Genomic DNA, 15,476 nt, shown 5'->3' with positions numbered 1-15,476 from the left:
GGCGAGGGAGCTTGCTCCCGCTGGGTCGCGAAGCGGCCCCAAACCAGGCAACTCGGTGTGCCAGGAAAATCGAGTTCGCTGCTATAGGGCCGCTTCGCAGCCCAGCGGGAGCAAGCTCCCTCGCCACGAGGCTTGGTGCCCTGAGGCATCTCAGTTAAGGCAACACTTCTTCCGCCACCTGATCGATAGCCGCGTTGGTGATGTCGACGATCAGGTCCGCATCCTCGCGAGTCAGGATCAATGGCGGGGCGAAACCCAGGATGTCGCCGTGGGGCATGGCGCGGGCGATCATGCCGCGCTCCAGGCAGGCCGCCGAGACCTTCGGGCCAACCTTGAGGGCCGGGTCGAACGCCGTGCGTTGTTCACGGTCGGCCATGAACTCCACTGCGGCCAGCATGCCGTCGCCGCGAACCTCCCCCACCAGCGGATGACCTTCCAGCGTTTCACGCAACCGACGGTTCAAGTAGCCACCAACATTCTCGGCGTTGGCCGTGAGGTTTTCCCGTTCGAGGATGTCGAGGTTGGCCAACGCCGCCGCCGCGCAGATCGGATGCCCGGAATACGTCCAGCCATGGCCCATGGCGCCTTCGGCCTGGGAGGCTTTTTCAATCACGCTCCAGACCTTATCGCCGATGATCACCGCCGACAACGGTGCATAAGCACTGGTCAGCCCCTTAGCCGTAGTGATCAGGTCCGGCTTCATGCCGTAGCGCTGGCTGCCCATCTTCGAACCCAGGCGACCGAACGCGCAAACCACCTCGTCGGCAATCAACAGCACGTCGTATTTTTTCAGTACGGCCTGGATCGCCTCCCAGTAACCGGCGGGCGGGACAATGATGCCGCCAGTGCCCATCAGCGGTTCGCCGATGAGTGCCGCCACGGTGTCGGGGCCTTCGGCGAGGATCATTTTTTCCAGTTCATCGGCGCAATAACGCACGAACGTCGCTTCGTCCATCCCCGCCGGGGCCTTGCGATACCAATGCGGGCAAACGGTGTGCTTGATGCCCTCCGCCGGCAGGTCGAAATGTTGGTGGAAGGCGGGCAGCCCGGTCAGGCTGCCGGTCATGATGCCCGAGCCATGGTAGCCACGGTCGCGGGAAATGATTTTCTTCTTTTGGGGCCGGCCCAGCACGTTGTTGTAGTAACGCACCAGTTTGATCTGGGTTTCATTGGCATCGGAGCCGGACAAGCCGTAATAAACCTTCTTCATCCCCTCCGGCGCCCAGTCCATGATGCGGCTGGACAGCTCGATGATCGCCTCGCTCGAATGGCCGACATAGGTGTGGTAATAGGCCAGTTCCTTGGCCTGCTTGTAGATGGCATCGGCCACTTCGGTACGCCCGTAGCCGATATTCACGCAGTAGAGGCCGGCAAAGGCATCGATGAACTCGCGGCCTTCATGATCGCGAATGCGGATGCCCGACGCGCTCTTGATGATCCGCCCCTTGAGCGCGCCGCTGGCATGGTCATGGGCGTGGGTTGACGGGTGCATGAAATGCGCACGGTCTTGTTCGAACAGCGTGTTGAGTTCTTGGCTCATGCGGACTCTCCTGGGAACTGGCCTTGATGGTGCAGGCAAAAGTATTTGATTTCGACAAAGGGCTCGAAGCCCTCGCTGCCACCCTCGCGACCGAGGCCCGAGGCTTTCATGCCACCGAAGGGGATCGGGTGGCCGGTGAACTTGACGCCGTTGACCGCAACCATGGCGTGGTCGAGACGGCGGATCAGTGGGTAAATGACATCCAGGCGGTTGGAGCAAATATAGGCGGCCAGTCCGTACTCGGTGTCGTTGGCCATTTCGATGGCTTCGTCCAAGGTGTCGAACGGCAGCACCCCGGCGATCGGCGCGAAGTTTTCTTCACGGTAGATGCGCATCTGCGGCGTGACATCGGCCAGCACGGTGGGTTGGTAGAACAACCCGCCCAAGGCATGGGCCTCGCCACCCACCAGGCGTTGAGCGCCCAACGCCAGGGCGTCGGCCACACGATCGGAGGTCGCATCGAACGCGGCCTGATGCATCAGCGGACCGACGTCCACCTCCTGTTCCTGCTGATCGACCATGGCCGGCCCGACCCGCAAGGCGCGCACCGCTGCGGCGAAGCGAGTGAGAAATGCCTGGTAGACCGGGCGCTGCACCATGATCCGGTTGGCCGCGCAACAATCCTGGCCCGACGTCTGGAATTTCGCCTCGACGGCAACTTTCACCGCCAGCGTCAGGTCGACATCGGCGCAGACAATGAACGGCGCGTTGCCGCCCAGCTCCAACGCGACTTTCTTCACATCATGGGCCGCCGCTTGCAGCACCAGTTTGCCGACCCGGGTCGAGCCGGTAAAACTCACCGAGCGTACGCGGCGGTCCTTGACCAAGGTCTCCATGACCATTTGCGGCTCGCCCAACACCACGTTGAAAACTCCGGCGGGAAAGCCGGCCTCTTCGGCCAGTTGGGCCAGGGCCAGGGCTGAATACGGGGTTTCGTGGGCCGGTTTGATCACCACGGTGCAACCGGCAGCCAGCGCGGCGGCGGCCTTGCGGGTGATCATTGCCGAGGGGAAGTTCCACGGCGTGAGCAGCGCGCAGACGCCCACCGGTTCCTTGATCGTGCCCAGGTGCGCGTTGGGGATATGGCTGGGGATGTTCTGGCCGTAGAGGCGTCGGGCTTCTTCGGCGAACCAAGGGATAAAGCTGGCGGCATAGGCGATTTCGCCACGGGACTCGGCCAACGGCTTGCCCTGCTCCAGGCTCAGGATGCGCGCCAGATCCTCGCGGTGCTCGGTGATCAACTGCGCCCAGCGCTGCAGCAACGCGCCACGGCTATCCAGGCCCAGTTCGCGCCACGCTGGGAATGCGCGATGCGCCGCGTCCACCGCCGCGACGATCTGCGGCGGGTCGAGCATCGGCACATGGCCGACGACCGTGCGGTTGGCCGGGTTGTGGACGGCGACGCTGTGGCCGCTGTCGCTGTGGACCCAATGGCCGTCGACGTAGCAAAGCGCTTTGAACAACAGCGGATGTTGGTAAGGCATGGCGTTCACTCCAGAGCGTGTGCGTGAACCCATGCTAGGGCAGCGACGCTTGGGTTTTCGGGCGTTTGAGCAGCCTCAGACCTTGGTTTTTTTCTGGAAAGAACAGGGCGTAAAGTGGTTTCTGCGGTGCTCAGGAGGGCGATGCCAGCTCCGCCGGCAACGCACCGGCGGTCTTGATGGTCTTGGTGACGATGTAGGTGAAGTAGCGTTCGATGCCAAGGTCTTCGAGCAGCAATTGGTCGACGAAACGTTGATAGGCATCGACGTCGGGCGCCTGGATCATTGCCAGGTAATCCACCCCGCCGCCGGTGGCATAACAGAACGCAACTTCGGGCGCGGCGACCATGCGCTGTTCGAAACGACGCATGTCCTGGGCGGTGTGCCGGGCCAGGGAAATTTCCACCAACACTTGTTGACGCTTGAACACCGCGCCCCAATCGATCTGCGCCCGATAGCCAACGATCAGGCCCGCCGCTTCCAACTTGCGCACCCGCTCCCAGGCCGGCGTCACCGACAGGTTGATGGCTTCGGCCAGGCTCGACTTGGTGATCCGTCCGTCGTCGGCGAGGATTTGCAGGATCTTCAAGTCGTAGCGATCGAGCTTGTGCATGGGGCAGGGCTCTCCAGACAATTCAAATTTCACACCGTCCCTGTGGCGAGGGAGCTTGCTCCCGCTGGGCCGCGCAGCGGCCCCAATAGCAGCTTCGTAATCGCTCAGATCAAAAAGCGACGACTGCTTCGCAGCCGAGCGGGAGCAAGCTCCCTCGCCACAGTGTGTGTGTGTCAGTTGAGGTGCATTACGCCAATACATCCGCAATCACCACCAACGTATCGCCACACTGCACCAGCCCGGGAAAATGCCGGGCCGCGAGCAGGCCGCTGCGGGCGGCGCGGTACTCGACCGGGGCGACGCCGCTGCGGGTGGTGTCATGGATGCGCGCCACCACCTCGCCTCTGCTCACGTTTTCACCGAGGTCGCGGCACATCTCCAGCAAACCGTTGTGCTCGCTGGCGATGAAACAACTGGCGTCCGGCATGTCGAGCACCAACGACGGCTGTAACTCGATAAAGCCCCGCAGGATGCCGGCGTGGATCAGCACGTTGCGCACCCCACGCTCGGCAATCGCCACGCTGCGGGCGGTGGACGAACCGCCGCCGCCCAGCTCGGTGGTGACGAACACCTTGCCCTGAGACTCGGCGGCAGTGTCGTACATCGACCCTGCGTCCAGCTCCAGCATGCGCATGCAATACGGCGCGTTGAAGGCCAGCATCCCGGCCTCGCAGCGGGCCTGTTGCTGTTTGTCCGGCAAGACGTGGCAGGCGGCGAATGGCAGGAAATCCAGGGTCCGGCCACCGGAATGAATGTCCAGGACAATGTCGGCCAGGGGCAGCAAGGTGCGGTTGAAGTAGTCGGCGATTTTTTCCGTGACGGTGCCGTCTGGCCTCCCGGGAAAGCTGCGGTTGAGGTTGCCCTTGTCGATGGGCGAAGTCCGGCGCCCGGCATGGAACGCCGGGGTGTTCATGAACGGCACGATGATCACGCGTCCGCTGATTTCATCGGCGGTCAATTGCTGGGCCAGTTTGCTCAGGGCCACCGGGCCTTCGTATTCATCGCCGTGGTTGCCACCACTGAGCAGCGCGGTCGGGCCGCTGCCGCGCTGGATCACGGTGATGGGAATCATCACCGCGCCCCAGGCCGAATCGTCCCGGGAATACGGCAGCTTGAGGAAGCCGTGTTGCACGCCTTCGCGGGTGAAATCCACCGTGGCGCTAATGGGGTTGATCGGCAATTCAGTCATGGGTCAATCCTTCACGAACAATTGACGAGGCACATTGCACAGCGTCTCGACGCCAGTCTCGGTGATCAGGATGCTCTCGGTGACCTCCAGGCCCCAATCATCCATCCACAGCCCGGGCATGAAGTGAAACGTCATGCCCGGTTGCAACACGCTGTTGTCGCCGGGACGCAGGCTCATGGTGCGCTCGCCCCAATCCGGCGGATAACTGATGCCGATGGGGTAGCCGCAACGGCTGTCCTTGTGGATGCCAAACTTCTCCAGCACCTTGAAAAACGCCACGGCGATGTCGCCCGTGGTATTGCCCGGCTTGGCTGCGTCCAGGCCGGCGGCGATGCCCTCGACCACGGCTTTTTCACCGTCGAGGAAATGTTGCGGCGGCTTGCCCAGGTAAATGGTGCGCGACAGCGGGCAGTGGTAACGCTTGTAGCAACCGGCGATTTCAAAGAAGGTGCCGGCGCCCTTTTCGAACGGCGAATCGTCCCAGGTCAGGTGCGGCGCGCTGGCGTCGGCGCCGGTGGGCAGCAGCGGCACGATGGCCGGGTAGTCGCCGCCATGGCCGTCGGCACCGAGGATGCCGCTGCTGTAGATCTCGGCCACCAGTTCGTTCTTGCGCATGCCCGGCTCGATCCGTTCCAGGATCCGCCCATGCATGTTCTCGACGATGCGCGCGGCGATGCGCATGTAGGCGATTTCCTGGGGCGACTTGACGGCGCGCTGCCAGTTCACCAACCCCGCCGCATCCACCAGCGTCGCGTCGGGCAGATGCTTTTGCAGGGACAGGTAGGCGGCGGCGCTGAAGTAGTAGTTGTCCATCTCCACGCCGATGTTCAGGGCGCCCCAGCCACGGGCGATGACCACCTCGCGGGACAGATAGTCCATGGGGTGGCGCTCGCGGGACTGCACGTAGATGTCCGGGTAGCCGACGATGTTGTCGGCCTGCATGAACACCGTGCGCCTGGCACCGTTGGCATCCTGGCCGCGACCGAACCACACGGGCTCGCCGTCCAGCGCCAGCAGCACGCACTGATGCACATAGAACGACCAACCGTCATAGCCGGTGAGCCAGGCCATGTTCGACGGATCGGTGACCAGCAACAGCTCCAGACCTTGGGCCTGCATGGCCGCGCGAACCTTTGCCAGGCGCTGGGCGTATTCCTCCCGCTGGAACGGAAGATTGACGACTATCTCTGACATCCACCTGCCCTCTGTTGAATGACTCATGAACAAAATGATCTAGCGACCGAACGCAAAGCCCTTGCCCGCCACCCGCGCCCGCTCGAACGCCAGGTTGGCGATGGCGGTGTCCTGGGCGCCGGTGCCGGTGAGATCGCACAGCGTCACTTGCGCGGCATCGGAGCGCCCCAGCCGTTGCCCCGCCAGCACTTGTCCCAGCTCCGTCAACGCCAGCTCATCGCGAACGGTGCCGGCGGCCAAGGCGTGGTGCAGCTCGCCGAGCACGCGGGTCTGGCTCAGGCGATCGGCGACATAGCAATCGACGGCCGCCAAGGCTTGCGGGGAGATTTCGTTTTTGTGTTCCGCGTCCGAGCCCATCGCTGTGATGTGCAGGCCGGGATGCAAATGACGGGCTTCGATCAACGGCTCGCGACTGGGGGTGCAGGTGATGGCGATGTCCACGCCTTCCAGGGCGGCGTCAATGGCGTCGCACGGCGTGACGGCAAGCCCGGTGTCACGCGCCAGCGCAAGGCCGAACGCCTGGGCCTTTTGTGCATCACGCGCCCAGATCCGCACCTCGTCGATGGGCCTCACCAGCCGCAACGCCTGAAGCTGCAACGCCGCCTGTTCACCCGCACCGATCAGCGCCACGCTGCGGCTGTCCTCGCGGGACAGACAACGCGCCGCCACCGCCCCAGCCGCCGCCGTACGGACGGCGGTGAGGTAACCGTTGTCCAACAGCAGCGCTTCCAGCAGGCCGGTGCGCGCCGAAAGCAGCATCATCATGCCGTTCAGGCTGGGCAGGCCGAGCTTGGGGTTGTCGAAAAAGCCCGGGCTGACCTTGATGGCGAAGCGTTCAAGGCCTGGCAGGTAAGCGGTCTTCACATCCACCTCGCCGTTGTGCTCGGGAATGTCCAGCCGCAGGATCGGCGGCATCGCCACGGCGGCGGTGGCCAGCAGCACAAAAGCCTGCTCGACGGCGTCGACGCTGGCCAGGTCGAGGGCCACGCAGCTGCGCAGGTCAGCTTCGCTCAATAGGGTGACTTCACTCATGGCAGGCTCCGTTAAAGGGGATCAGGCGTTGGCGCCAGCGATGACGCGGGCATGTTGTTCGGTGTCGACGTTGCGCCCGCTGACCACCAGGACAATGGGTCCACGCGGCTCGACCAGGCCGTCGAGCAGCGCCGCGATGCCCACCACCGCGGCGCCTTCGAGCACCAGGCGTTCATGGTGATAGGCGTGGCGGATGGCATGGGCGATGGACGCTTCCGAGAGCAGGTGCAGGTCATCGATCAACTGCCGGGTCATGGCGAAGGTGTAGCGGTTGTCCAGCCCGATACCGCCGCCGAGGGAATCGGCCAGGGTCGACAGTTCTTCGACATCCACGGGCTGCCCAGCGGCAAGGCTGGCGTGCATCGCCGCGCCTCGGGCCATGCTGATGCCGTGGACCTGGATCGCTGGATTGGCGCTTTTGAGGGCCAGGGCAACGCCGGCGAACAGACCGCCGCCGGACAACGGAACGAGGACCTGGGCCACGTCCGGTTGCTGTTCCAGGATTTCCAGGCCGAGGGTGCCTTGGCCGGCGATGATCGCCGGGTGATCGAAGGGCGGCAGGAAGGTCGCGCCCTGCTCGTTCGCGATGCGCTCGGCTTCGCGCTGGGCATCGTCCTGGGACTGGCCGACGATGCAGACCTCGGCGCCGAGGTCACGAATCGCTTGCACCTTGTTGGATGGCACCAGGTGAGACAGGCAGACAATCGCCCGCACGCCTTGTTGCGACGCGGCGTGCGCCAGCGCCCGGCCGTGATTGCCAGTCGACGCCGTGACCACGCCGCGCGCCTTCTGCTCGACGCTGAGCTGCGCCACCGCATTGCTCGCGCCACGCAGCTTGAAGCTGCCGGTGATCTGCAGGGCTTCCAGCTTGAGGAATACGGGCACGCCCATCCGTCGCGACAGGCTAGGGGAATGCTCCATGGGCGTGCGCCTGACCTGCGACTCGATGCGCTGGCGAGCGAGGTAAATGTCCTGAAGCTGCAACCCTGTCATGACCGTGTCCCGAGCAGATGTGTTGGGCGCAGTCTAAGAGGGCCGGATTGTGGTGATGAATGTACTAGGGCAATTTAGTTTGCATTCACTATCGACCAAAAGAGATGACCACAATCCTCAAAGAACACCTCGCTCCCTGTGGCGAGGGAGCTTGCTCCCGCTGGTCTGCGCAGTAGACCCAACTCCTTTCAACCAGACGCACCTGCAGACGTTTAACTGTTTTTACGACTGCTTCGCAGCCGAGCGGGAGCAAGCTCCCTCGCCACAAAAGCACCTGCAACTTTGGAGTAAGCCCACCGCTTGCCCATCAAAAATCATGAATCTGCGGATATTGATTGAAGATCTCCCGCATGCCGATCAACGCATGGCGCATTTCTTCATCGCTGCATTCGGCGCCGACGCACACCCGCACCGCGCGCGGCCTGGGGGTGCCGCGTACGGTGAACGGGTCGGGGGACGTGACGGCGATGTGCTTGTGGCGCAACGCCCGCACCAGGCTGTCCACTTCCCAGTGGGGCGGGATGCCGATCCAGGCGTTCAAGGCATGGGGATGCTGGGCCAACACATGCTCGCCCATGTATTCGGTGACCATCGCCTGGCGTCCGGCCAACAGGCGCCGTTGAAGATGCAGCAGCGAATCGGCGCGGCCGTCGCGGATCCAGCGGGCGGCGATTTCCGAGACCATCGGCGTGGCCATCCAACTGTTGACGCGCAGAATGCTTTCGGTGCGCAGCGCCAGGCGCTTGGGCACCACCAGATAACCGATCCGCAACCCCGTGAGCACGGACTTGGTCATGCTCGTGCAATAGAACGACAGCTCCGGCAGGTAGTGGCTGATGGGCGGCGCGCGGCGTTCGTCCAGCAGCGGACCGTACACATCGTCTTCGATGATATGCACGCCAAACCGTCGGGCGATCTCGGCGATTTCCCGGCGGCGGGCGTCGGGCATCAGGCTGGTGGTGGGGTTGTTCAAGTTTGGCGTGCACACCAGGGCGGTGATGCGCTCGTTGCTGCACATGTCCTCGAAGTGTTCGGGATCGATGCCATGGCGGTCAGTGTCCAGACCCTTGAGGGTAAAGCCCAGCACCTGGGAGTTGCCGATCACGCCGTGGTCGGTCAGCCCTTCGCAGAGCACCACATCGTCGGGCCCGGCGAGGGATGCCAGGGCGAGAAAAATGCCATGGGCGGCGCCATTGGTGATCAGCACATCGTTGCGATCGACCTTCAGGCCTTGGCGCCCGATCCATTGCACCGCCGCTTCGCGATGGGATTCAAAACCGGCTATCGGACGAAACGCATGGATCCAGGGCTGGTCTTCTTCAGTGCTCAGCTCGGCGCAGGTGTCGCGCCATAACTGGTCGTGCTCGCGGGTGTGGAGAATGCGCGTGATGGAAAAATCCACCAGCGCCCGCTCGGGGCTGTCGAGTATGTAAGTGGCGACCCGGTCGCTCATGCGCCGCGAGACGAAACTGCCGCGCCCTACTTCGCAACGTACCAGCCCTTGACGCTCCAACTCTTTGTAGGCATTGGTGACGGTCTGCACGCTGATGCCCATGGCGTCGGCTACCTGCCGTTGCGGCGGCAGGCGCTGGTCGTTGGCCAAGGCGCCCTGTTCGATGTCATCGGCGATCGCCTGCACCAGGATCTTGTATTTGGATTCACCACTGCGGGCGAGGTCCAGGGCTGACTTCCATTTATCCATAACGGCTGCGACCGGCGTGAGAACGGGTGCGCACAGCATTGCGCGGCCATCGCGCCAAAGCAATTGTCCTAGTGCAATACAATCCGCGCCGGGGCTTTTGTATGCTCGGTCCAAGGTCATCGTCCAGGCGGGTTCATTACCCCGACAAAAAGCCGGATCGACCTGTACCGGCGCCGCTACCGATTCCAGGCCTCGCCCGGATCCGCCGCCGTACGCTTTGCTCTTGTCACACTGCCTCCTAACACAGAACCGTCCGCTGACGGATCCACAAGAAACAGGAGATTTTATCGATGAGCAATTTTCTTCCCGGCACCTGCGCACCCTTGCGTCGGATGTTGTTGACCTGTGCCGCACTGGGCCTGGCCGGCAGCGTCCAGGCCGCCACGCTGGACACCATCAAAAGCGACAGCAGCATCCGCATCGGCTACGCCAACGAAACCCCGTTTGCCTTCACCGAAACCGACGGCACCGTCACGGGTGAATCGCCGGAGATTGCCAAGATCATCTTCGCCAAAATGGGCATCAAGCAGGTCAACGGCGTGCTCACCGAATGGGGCTCGCTGATCCCTGGGCTGCGCGCGGGTCGCTTCGATGTGATTGCCGCCGGCATGTACATCACCCCGGCACGCTGCAAGCAAGTGTTGTTCACCGATCCGCAATACCAGCTGCCCGATGCCTTGCTGGTGGCCAAGGGCAACCCGAAAAAACTTCACAGTTATGAAGACATCGCCAAGCAACCGGATGTGAAGCTGGCAATCATGGCCGGCACGGTGAACCTGGCGTACGCTCGTGATTCCGGGGTCAAGGATGAACAGATTCTCCAGGTGCCCGACACCACCGCGCAATTGCAAGCCGTACGCGCCGGTCGCGCCGACGCCGCTGTCGGCACCCAACTGACCATGAAAGGCCTGGCCGCCAAGGGCGGTGACAAGGTCGAGGCGATGACTGAATTCAAGGACGACCCGTCACACATCGGCTATGGCGCCCTGGCCTTCCGTCCCGAAGACAAGGACCTGCGCGACGCGGTCAACGCCGAGCTGAAAAAATGGCTCGGGTCGGAAGAACACCTCAAGGCCGTCGCGCCGTTCGGTTTCGACAAATCCAACGTCACCAGCAAGACCGCGGCCGAGCTCTGCGCTCAGCCCTAATGGCACGCCGAAACGGGCATGACGCGCGGTGCGTGATGCCTGTTCCCTGCTTCATCGGACATCGGGTTGAACCATGGGCGAATTACTTCCGTTATTGATTCAAGGGGCCTGGGTCACACTCCAGGTGACTTTCTTCGGCTCGCTGCTGGCGATTGTCGCGGCGGTACTCGCAGCCCTCGGACGGCTGTCGCCGTGGCGCGCGTTGCGCTGGTTTTCCATCACCTACATCGAAGTGTTCCGAGGCACGTCGCTGCTGGTGCAATTGTTCTGGCTGTTCTTCGTGCTGCCGCTGCCGCCGTTCAACATCGAGCTGAGCCCCTACGCCGTGGCGATTGTCGGCCTGGGCCTGCACATTGGCGCGTACGGGGCCGAGGTGATGCGCGGCGCCATCAGCTCAGTCGCCAAGGGCCAATACGAGGCCTGCACGGCGCTGAACTTCAGCGGTTTCACGCGCTTCAAGCGAATCATCCTGCCCCAGGCGTTGCTGGCGGCCATTCCACCCGGCACCAATTTGTTGATCGAGTTGCTGAAGAACACGTCGCTGGTATCGCTGATCACCTTGTCGGACCTGAGTTTCCGGGCGCGCCAGTTGGATCAGGCAACGTTCCAGACCCTGGAGATCTTCAGCCTGGCGCTGGTGATGTATTTCATCCTCGCCCAGGCCATCAACTTCGGCATGCGCAACATCGAGCGGCGGCTGAGCCGGGGCCGGATGCGTGGAGGTCTGTCATGACACTGTTCGACTGGTCTTACGCCGCGCAAATTCTCCCGGACCTGCTGCGCGCCTCCCTCAACACCGTGGGCATCACCTTGATCGGCTTTGTGATTGCAATCGTGCTGGGGCTGTTCCTTGCGATTGGCCGGCGCAGCCGCCGATTCTGGCTGTCGTGGCCGGCCACGGCGGTGATCGAATTCATCCGCAGCACGCCGTTGCTGATCCAGGTGTACTTCCTCTACTACGTGCTGCCCAACTACGGCCTGAGCCTGACGGCCATGCAGGTTGGCATCGTGGGCATCGGCCTGCACTACGCCTGCTACATTGCCGAGGTCTATCGCAGCGGCCTCGACGCGGTGCCTCGGGCGCAGTGGGAAGCGGTGACAGCATTGAACATCGCGCCATACGACGCGTACCGCAACATCATCCTGCCCCAGGCATTGCGCCCCATCGTGCCGCCGCTGGGCAACTACCTGGTGGCAATGCTCAAGGACACGCCGGTGCTGTCGGCGATCACCGTGGTGGAAATCATGCAGCAGGCCAAGAATATCGGCTCCGAGCACTTCCGCTACCTGGAACCGATCACCCTGGTCGGCCTGTTCTTCCTCGCCCTGAGCCTCGCCTTGGCTTATCTGGTACGGCGCCTTGAAACGCGCATGGAGCTACGCTAATGACTTTACCTCTGTCCACGCCCACCGATCTGTCCCGGCGCAGCACGCTGGCATCGCAGCAGGAGGCCCCGGCCATGAACGTCCCGACACCGTCCCGGCCAATTGTGAGTTTCCAGGACGTGACCAAAAGCTACGGCAGCTTCACAGTGCTCGACCATTTGAACCTGGATGTCGCGCCCGGTGAAAAAGTCGCGATCATCGGCCCCAGTGGTTCCGGCAAATCGACGCTGTTGCGGGTGTTGATGACCCTGGAGGGTATCGACCAGGGCCAGATCCGCATCGAGGATGATTCGCTGACTCACATGCCCAACCGCAACGGCGTGCTGGTGCCCGCGAACGACCGACACATCCGCCGGGTGCGCGGCAAGATCGGCATGGTATTCCAGAGCTTCAACCTGTTTCCCCACATGACCGCGCTGCAGAACGTCATCGAGGCGCCCGTGCAAGTGCTGGGCATGAACCCGAAAGAAGCCCGCGAGCGTGCCGTCGACCTGCTGGAGCTGGTGGGCCTGGGCAACAAGCTAGACCATTACCCGTCGCAGCTGTCTGGCGGCCAGCAACAGCGGGTAGCGATTGCCCGGGCGCTGGCGATGCGGCCCAAGGTGATGCTGTTTGACGAAGTGACCTCGGCCCTGGATCCGGAGCTGTGCGGCGAAGTCTTGAACGTTATCCGCAAACTCGGCGCCGAACACAACCTGACGATGCTGATGGTGACTCACCAGATGGGCTTTGCCCGGGAGTTCGCAGACCGGGTGTGCTTTTTCTACAAGGGCCAGATTCACGAACAGGGCACCCCGGCGCAGATTTTCGAAAACCCGCAGCAGGAGCGTACGTGTGCGTTCTTGAGTGCGGTGAAAGAGGCGAATTGACCCCTAATTACTCAAGTGAACACCTCCGTGGCGAGGGAGCTTGCTCCCGCTGGACTGCGCAGCAGGCCCAAATCAGCGAACACGGTGTGTCAGGAGAATCAAGGCGAATGATCTCAGGACTGCTTCGCAGCCCAGCGGGAGCAAGCTCCCTCGCCACAAAAGCCCAAACGCCAGTCGCAAAAAAAGAGGGACCCCATTTTCGGGGTCCCCCTTTCGTTTACAGCCCAGCGATCAAGGATACTGCTGGTAAGTCTGCCCCTGCTGCTCCGGCGCCTGGTACTGCTGTCCCGGAATAGCCTTGAGGTTGACCTCGACGCGACGGTTCTGCGCACGGCCGTTGACGTCGCTGTTGCTCGCCACCGGGTTGTCCGGGCCGGCGCCACGGGCCGAGAGGTTGGCACCGCTCACGCCCTGGGACGTCAGGTAGGTCGCCACGCTCTGGGCACGGCGCTGGGACAGGTCCATGTTGTGCTGACGGCTGCCAGTACTGTCGGTGTAGCCGACGATTTCGATCTGGTTCTGGTTGAATTCCTTGAGGGAGTTGGCCAGGTTGTTCAGCGGCTGGTAGAAACTGGAGGCGATGTTCGCCGAGTCGGTGGCGAAGGTGATGTTGCCCGGCATGATCAGCTTGATCTGGTCGCCCTGGCGCTGCACCTCAACGCCGGTATTGGCCATGCTCGCACGCAGCTTCTTTTCCTGCTGGTCGGCGTAGTAGCCGTAGCCGGCCGCCGAGGCGCCAACCACCGCAGCGCCGATCAACGCACCCTTGCCCCGGTTATCGTGACCGATGGCCGCACCGGCCAGTGCCCCGGCCAGCGCACCGAGGCCACCGTACTTGGCGGTTTTGCTCATGCCCGACGAGTCGGTAGAGGCCTGGCCCTGATTGTCATAGGGGTTGGGCGACGCACAGCCGGACAACAGGGCCACGGCGGTAGCGACAACGATCAAGCGACGCGAGGTGAACATGAAGATGCTCCTGGGATTTTCAGTCTGGTTGCCAAAGTGTAGGCAATCGACTCTGGCGGGCGTTGGAACGCGGCAATCGTTAAAAATTCCGTCCCGTTGCGCTGCGTTTCGCCCTGACTGAACAACACCCGCCGTCGCCAGACCTTGGGCATTCACTCCTGCGCAAGGCTGCGGCTCACACCCCTGGCGATCATCTCCACTTCCCGCCCGTCAATCGTCAGCGGCGGCAACAGGCGGATGGTCTTGCCCCGGGTGACGTTGATCAGCAGGCCATGGTCCCGGGCAGCACGAAAGGTCAGGTCACGGACCGGTTGCTTGAGTTCGATGCCGATCATCAACCCTTGGCCTCGGACCTCCAACACGTTCGGGTTATCCGCCAACTCAGCCCGCAGCCGGCTGAGCAACTGTGCGCCCTGACGCCCGGCGTTCGCCACCAGGCCTTGCTCCTCAATGATGTCCAGCACCGTGCAACCCACACGGCAGGCCAGGGGATTGCCGCCAAACGTACTCCCATGACTGCCGGGCGTGAACAGCTCGGCGGCTTTGCCCCGGGCCAGGCAGGCACCGATGGGGACGCCATTGCCCAAGCCTTTGGCAAGAGTCATGACGTCCGGCACGATGCCTTCGTGCTGGAACGCAAACCATTGGCCGGTGCGGCCGATGCCGGTCTGGATCTCGTCGAGCATCAGCAACCAGGCGCGCCGGCTGCACAGGTCCCGCAGCGCCCGCAGGTAACCCGGCGGCGCGACTTGCACGCCACTTTCCCCTTGGATCGGCTCCACCAGAATCGCGACGATACGCTCGCCATGGGTTTGCTGGATTTTTTCCAACGCCGCGAGATCGCCAAACGGCACCTTGATGAAATCCCCCGGCAACCGATTGAATCCCAGCCGCACCGATGGGCCGTCGCTGGCGGACATCGTGCCCAGCGTGCGCCCATGGAAGGCGTTGTCCATGACCACCACCAGCGGCTGCTCGACGCCTTTGTGCCAGCCGTGCAGACGCGCCAGTTTCAGTGCGGTTTCGTTGGCCTCGGCTCCGGAGTTGTTGAAAAATGCCCGGTCCATTCCCGACAACTGCGTGAGTTTGCCGGCCAACCGTTGTTGCCAGTCGATGCTGTACAGGTTGGAGGTGTGCAGCAACAGGCCGGCCTGCTCACTGATGGCCGCCACCAGCCGGGGATGGGAGTGCCCGACGTTGGTCACCGCCACACCCGCCACCGCATCGAGGTACTCGCGGCCGTCCTGGTCCCACAGGCGAGTCCCCAGGCCATGGGTGAAACTCAGTGCCAGAGGTTGGTAAGTGCTCATCAGGCAAGCGGCGGTCATGACATCTAGCTCCATCGGGTGGTTTTTTCCAGTAT

The 15,476-nt window shown here is 63.0% G+C and carries 14 protein-coding genes; 4 read left to right on the top strand and 10 right to left on the bottom strand.

Going from position 1 to position 15,476, the window contains the following annotated elements; all coding sequences use genetic code 11:
• Positions 1–154: 154 nt before the first annotated feature.
• From J3Q04_RS04795 to J3Q04_RS04760, 8 genes are all read right to left on the bottom strand, one after another.
• The gene (locus J3Q04_RS04795; protein WP_434607661.1) at positions 155–1,540 is read right to left on the bottom strand and encodes an aspartate aminotransferase family protein; all 1,386 of its coding nucleotides are present in this window, start codon (positions 1,538–1,540) and stop codon (positions 155–157) included.
• On the bottom strand, positions 1,537–3,024 hold the full coding sequence (locus J3Q04_RS04790) for an NAD-dependent succinate-semialdehyde dehydrogenase (protein ID WP_434607663.1): 1,488 nt from the start codon (positions 3,022–3,024) through the stop codon (positions 1,537–1,539). Before J3Q04_RS04790 ends, J3Q04_RS04795 begins: the two co-directional genes overlap by 4 nt.
• Before the next feature lie 130 nt (positions 3,025–3,154).
• Entirely contained in the window at positions 3,155–3,634 is a 480-nt protein-coding gene (locus tag J3Q04_RS04785) for an Lrp/AsnC family transcriptional regulator (protein WP_434607665.1), read from the bottom strand.
• 187 nt (positions 3,635–3,821) lie between these two features.
• Entirely contained in the window at positions 3,822–4,823 is a 1,002-nt protein-coding gene (gene doeB / locus J3Q04_RS04780) for a N(2)-acetyl-L-2,4-diaminobutanoate deacetylase DoeB (protein WP_434607667.1), read from the bottom strand.
• 3 nt (positions 4,824–4,826) lie between these two features.
• The gene (gene doeA / locus J3Q04_RS04775) at positions 4,827–6,017 is read right to left on the bottom strand and encodes an ectoine hydrolase DoeA (RefSeq protein WP_434607669.1); all 1,191 of its coding nucleotides are present in this window, start codon (positions 6,015–6,017) and stop codon (positions 4,827–4,829) included.
• Positions 6,018–6,056: 39 nt separating this feature from the next.
• Positions 6,057–7,049: an ectoine utilization protein EutC gene (eutC, locus tag J3Q04_RS04770; RefSeq protein ID WP_420765445.1), complete on the bottom strand. Its 993-nt coding sequence runs from the start codon at positions 7,047–7,049 to the stop codon at positions 6,057–6,059.
• Positions 7,050–7,070: 21 nt separating this feature from the next.
• A complete protein-coding gene (eutB, locus tag J3Q04_RS04765; RefSeq protein ID WP_434607671.1) occupies positions 7,071–8,042 on the bottom strand; it encodes a hydroxyectoine utilization dehydratase EutB in 972 nt (323 codons plus the stop codon).
• Positions 8,043–8,349: 307 nt separating this feature from the next.
• Complete coding sequence (locus tag J3Q04_RS04760; RefSeq protein WP_434607672.1) at positions 8,350–9,744, bottom strand: PLP-dependent aminotransferase family protein; 1,395 nt, start codon at positions 9,742–9,744, stop codon at positions 8,350–8,352.
• Between the two features lie 290 nt (positions 9,745–10,034).
• Between J3Q04_RS04760 and ehuB the strand changes: the two genes are divergently transcribed.
• The 4 genes from ehuB (at position 10,035) to ehuA (ending at position 13,147) form a co-directional block, all read left to right on the top strand.
• Complete coding sequence (gene ehuB, locus J3Q04_RS04755; protein ID WP_420765448.1) at positions 10,035–10,892, top strand: ectoine/hydroxyectoine ABC transporter substrate-binding protein EhuB; 858 nt, start codon at positions 10,035–10,037, stop codon at positions 10,890–10,892.
• Between the two features lie 73 nt (positions 10,893–10,965).
• Positions 10,966–11,625, top strand: a complete 660-nt coding sequence (ehuC, locus tag J3Q04_RS04750; protein ID WP_045156852.1) for an ectoine/hydroxyectoine ABC transporter permease subunit EhuC — start codon at positions 10,966–10,968, stop codon at positions 11,623–11,625.
• Positions 11,622–12,278, top strand: a complete 657-nt coding sequence (ehuD, locus tag J3Q04_RS04745) for an ectoine/hydroxyectoine ABC transporter permease subunit EhuD (protein WP_420765449.1) — start codon at positions 11,622–11,624, stop codon at positions 12,276–12,278. Before ehuC ends, ehuD begins: the two co-directional genes overlap by 4 nt.
• Positions 12,278–13,147 (top strand): ectoine/hydroxyectoine ABC transporter ATP-binding protein EhuA, encoded by an 870-nt coding sequence (ehuA, locus tag J3Q04_RS04740; RefSeq protein ID WP_434607675.1) that lies wholly within the window; start codon positions 12,278–12,280, stop codon positions 13,145–13,147. Before ehuD ends, ehuA begins: the two co-directional genes overlap by 1 nt.
• Before the next feature lie 231 nt (positions 13,148–13,378).
• Here ehuA and J3Q04_RS04735 read toward each other — a convergent pair whose 3' ends face one another.
• On the bottom strand, positions 13,379–14,113 hold the full coding sequence (locus tag J3Q04_RS04735) for an OmpA family protein (RefSeq protein ID WP_420765451.1): 735 nt from the start codon (positions 14,111–14,113) through the stop codon (positions 13,379–13,381).
• A gap of 152 nt (positions 14,114–14,265) precedes the next feature.
• Positions 14,266–15,441, bottom strand: a complete 1,176-nt coding sequence (locus tag J3Q04_RS04730) for an aspartate aminotransferase family protein (RefSeq protein WP_434607678.1) — start codon at positions 15,439–15,441, stop codon at positions 14,266–14,268.
• Between the last annotated feature and the right edge of the window lie 35 nt (positions 15,442–15,476).

The sequence above is a fragment of the Pseudomonas sp. D4-21 genome (assembly GCF_051132125.1).
Lineage (GTDB): Bacteria > Pseudomonadota > Gammaproteobacteria > Pseudomonadales > Pseudomonadaceae > Aquipseudomonas.
Note: the sequence above shows the minus strand (reverse complement) of the source record. Positions and strands in the feature narration are given on the sequence as shown.

Bases quoted from the DNA above. Each gene is read 5' to 3' on its own strand.
- J3Q04_RS04795 (WP_434607661.1), bottom strand. From the start codon at position 1,540: ATGAGCCAAGAACTCAACACGCTGTTCGAACAAGACCGTGCGCATTTC.
- doeB (WP_434607667.1), bottom strand. From the start codon at position 4,823: ATGACTGAATTGCCGATCAACCCCATTAGCGCCACGGTGGATTTCACC.
- J3Q04_RS04735 (WP_420765451.1), bottom strand. From the start codon at position 14,113: ATGTTCACCTCGCGTCGCTTGATCGTTGTCGCTACCGCCGTGGCCCTG.
- ehuC (WP_045156852.1), top strand. From the start codon at position 10,966: ATGGGCGAATTACTTCCGTTATTGATTCAAGGGGCCTGGGTCACACTC.
- J3Q04_RS04730 (WP_434607678.1), bottom strand. From the start codon at position 15,441: ATGACCGCCGCTTGCCTGATGAGCACTTACCAACCTCTGGCACTGAGT.
- J3Q04_RS04785 (WP_434607665.1), bottom strand. From the start codon at position 3,634: ATGCACAAGCTCGATCGCTACGACTTGAAGATCCTGCAAATCCTCGCC.
- ehuB (WP_420765448.1), top strand. From the start codon at position 10,035: ATGAGCAATTTTCTTCCCGGCACCTGCGCACCCTTGCGTCGGATGTTG.
- doeA (WP_434607669.1), bottom strand. From the start codon at position 6,017: ATGTCAGAGATAGTCGTCAATCTTCCGTTCCAGCGGGAGGAATACGCC.
- ehuD (WP_420765449.1), top strand. From the start codon at position 11,622: ATGACACTGTTCGACTGGTCTTACGCCGCGCAAATTCTCCCGGACCTG.
- ehuA (WP_434607675.1), top strand. From the start codon at position 12,278: ATGACTTTACCTCTGTCCACGCCCACCGATCTGTCCCGGCGCAGCACG.
- J3Q04_RS04790 (WP_434607663.1), bottom strand. From the start codon at position 3,024: ATGCCTTACCAACATCCGCTGTTGTTCAAAGCGCTTTGCTACGTCGAC.
- eutB (WP_434607671.1), bottom strand. From the start codon at position 8,042: ATGACAGGGTTGCAGCTTCAGGACATTTACCTCGCTCGCCAGCGCATC.
- eutC (WP_420765445.1), bottom strand. From the start codon at position 7,049: ATGAGTGAAGTCACCCTATTGAGCGAAGCTGACCTGCGCAGCTGCGTG.
- J3Q04_RS04760 (WP_434607672.1), bottom strand. From the start codon at position 9,744: ATGGATAAATGGAAGTCAGCCCTGGACCTCGCCCGCAGTGGTGAATCC.